The sequence below is a fragment of the Bartonella sp. AP36NXGY genome, from assembly GCF_042195865.1.
Classification (GTDB): domain Bacteria; phylum Pseudomonadota; class Alphaproteobacteria; order Rhizobiales; family Rhizobiaceae; genus Bartonella.
In genome coordinates this window covers 1-2,541 of the sequence record NZ_JBHIPD010000069.1, presented here as the reverse complement: position 1 = coordinate 2,541, position 2,541 = coordinate 1, and the positions used below count along the sequence as shown (strand labels likewise).

The following is a 2,541-nucleotide window of genomic DNA, read 5'->3' as shown; positions in this document are numbered from 1 at the left end:
TGCTGTTTAAAGCAGTGATTGGAGCGAAATAACATGCGGTGGAACGGGCTGCTAAACCAAATGGTTAAAGATGTGCGCAACACTTTTGGGCAGCCCATCATCTACACGCGAAAAGACAACCAGCAATCGTTTCAAATTACAGCGATTTACGGCATTAAACATTCGGAATCGGACGCCGGTGGCAGAATCCCCACCACAATTGCAAGAAAGGAACTTGATCTTTGTATCAATGATATCGGGGGAATACCACCAAAACCTCAAGATAGTATTGTGGTCCTCTCTCCTGAAAACAGTAAAGCCCCCTCTTCTCAAGAGCACTTCGTGGTCACAGATGTCCAAGCCTCTGAATCCGGTATGTATAAGCTTATCTTACGAGAGATAAAGTAAAAGCACGCTTATTTATTTTAAAAATATTACGTTCCCACTTGACAATGTGGCGACAATATGAATAATCGAATCAGGTGCCTAAGAAACACCTTAAAACAACAAGCGGATTGGTTGCCGAAATAATCAGTCTTCCGCACATTGTAAAGGCTTTGACTCATTATATGCGTATAGCGTATACTGGTCTTGTCGGGTGTGGTTATGCCATAAAATACCCTTTCGGGGGAAAGCATAACGACGGGCTTGTTGCCGTGTTTCTTAGCACCCGGCACTCTTTTAGAGTGTCATTAAGAAACATCTATCAACAAGGAATTCATTATGAATACTCTTATAGAAATTAGAGAACAGGTTATTGATCAGGAAACTGTTCAAACTGTTAACGCGCGTGATTTACATACGTTTTTAGAAATAAAAGCTCGCTTTAATGATTGGATTAAAAATCGCATTAAAGAATGTAAATTTCAGGAAAATATAAACTTTATAACGCTTACTAAAAATTTAGTAAGCGGTGGAAAGGTAAAAGAATATCACATTACGTTAGACGTGGCTAAACATCTTTCGATGATAGAGCGTAATGATAAAGGGCATGAAGCGCGTCAATACTTTATCAAATGTGAACGGCTTTTGAAACAAGTAGCAACACCACAAGTTGACTACTCTAAACCCGAAGCATTGCTTGGTGTTTTGAATCACTTACAAAGTCAAATTGAGCAGAAAGATCATGTTATTGCCGAATTGGCTCCAAAAGCAGAAGCTTTAGATGGTTTAAAACGCTCTGATGGTCTTTTTGGTCTTATTGAAGCAGCAAAGATGTTGGAGGTACGACCAAAGGATTTAACGGATTACTTGCGTAAACATGATTGGGTCTATCGACGGGCTCCAGGGGCGCCTCTGTTACCTTATCAGGATAAAATCAAGAAAGGATTCATGGACTGCCCTGCTATCACCATTCAAAAACCAGATGGTACAGAGAAGGTGCTTCCTTCAACGAAAATCACATCGAGAGGATTGGCATGTTTGAGAGAACAAATCCATGGAGGTGTACAATGAAAATAGATACCAACTTCTTATGTGACTTATGGATGGCATTATCTCGATTTTCTAGACATGAAAATATGAGCGATAAAGATTGTACTGCTCTGGTTGACACTATGAGTGTAATAGAAAAGGTTCTAGTTTTAAAACTTCAAAATGACGTGCCTAATATTACAAAGATTTTGGCAATTTTGACAGATTTTGGAGCTTCAGAACTTCCACATAGCATGGATTCTTTGTTGCGAACTTACGAACCAGATTTAGACAACCCCATTAAAAAGGTTGCTTAACTTAAAAACACAACTCCCCTCCCCGTTCTCAAAATGGGGAGGTGGTTAAACCCTACATTCAAATTTATTGATTTTGGCAAATTCGTCTGCTTTTTCAGTTTGTAATATACTAACGTCATAAGCAGCTTGCATGTTAAGCCAAAATTCAGCAGTAGTATCAAAAAAATAGGCTAATCTTAGTGCTGTATCGGGAGTCACTGGACTATTTTCAGCAACAATACGTTCTATTCTCGTGCGTGGAACATTTAATGCTTTTGCAAGAGCATAAGCAGAGAGAGCATATTCTTTTAAATATTCCTCTCGTAAAATTTCTCCGGGATGAATCGCTATATAATTTTTCATCTCGACCTCCTACAGATCAATGATAATCTACGATTTCAACTTCATAGGCACCATTAGAGCGCCATTCAAAACAAATACGAAACTGGTCATTAATACGGATAGAATATTGACCTTTACGTTCTCCTTTCAACGCTTCTAGACGATTTCCCGGAGGACTGCGCAAATCTTTAAGATCAACTGCTTTATCGAGCATAAACAACTTTCTTTGGGCTATACGCACTAGAGTGGTGGGAAAGCCTCTGGGCAGATTGCCTTCTAAAAGATCTTTACACCGCTTATCAGCAAAAGATTCAATCACCAAATCACCTTTATTCGTTCTTTTACGTATCATAACACGATACCAATATAAAGAAAAGGATAAATGTTAAATAACAGGAGCCCCCATGCATCCGAGAGAAACAATAAGGGAAAGCTTTGTTGCGTTGATCAAAGCAGCAAAGACGGCAGCTGGTGACAATGTTTTCAATATGCGTGACTTCAATTTATTTAT

The 2,541-nt window shown here is 39.0% G+C and carries 5 protein-coding genes; 3 read left to right on the top strand and 2 right to left on the bottom strand.

What is annotated here, in order from left to right:
* Positions 1–33 precede the first annotated feature (33 nt).
* The 3 genes from ACFINX_RS09710 (at position 34) to ACFINX_RS09700 (ending at position 1,709) form a co-directional block, all read left to right on the top strand.
* Positions 34–387, top strand: coding sequence for a hypothetical protein (locus ACFINX_RS09710; protein ID WP_375668762.1), 354 nt, complete (start codon positions 34–36; stop codon positions 385–387).
* A gap of 315 nt (positions 388–702) precedes the next feature.
* Positions 703–1,434, top strand: a complete 732-nt coding sequence (locus ACFINX_RS09705; RefSeq protein WP_375668761.1) for an antA/AntB antirepressor family protein — start codon at positions 703–705, stop codon at positions 1,432–1,434.
* Positions 1,431–1,709, top strand: coding sequence for a hypothetical protein (locus tag ACFINX_RS09700; RefSeq protein ID WP_375668760.1), 279 nt, complete (start codon positions 1,431–1,433; stop codon positions 1,707–1,709). Before ACFINX_RS09705 ends, ACFINX_RS09700 begins: the two co-directional genes overlap by 4 nt.
* A 45-nt stretch (positions 1,710–1,754) precedes the next feature.
* Here the strand turns inward: ACFINX_RS09700 and ACFINX_RS09695 are convergent, their stop codons facing one another.
* Complete coding sequence (locus tag ACFINX_RS09695) at positions 1,755–2,051, bottom strand: HigA family addiction module antitoxin (RefSeq protein ID WP_004861504.1); 297 nt, start codon at positions 2,049–2,051, stop codon at positions 1,755–1,757.
* Between the two features lie 16 nt (positions 2,052–2,067).
* Entirely contained in the window at positions 2,068–2,382 is a 315-nt protein-coding gene (locus tag ACFINX_RS09690; RefSeq protein WP_375610725.1) for a type II toxin-antitoxin system RelE/ParE family toxin, read from the bottom strand.
* Positions 2,383–2,541: the final 159 nt, after the last annotated feature.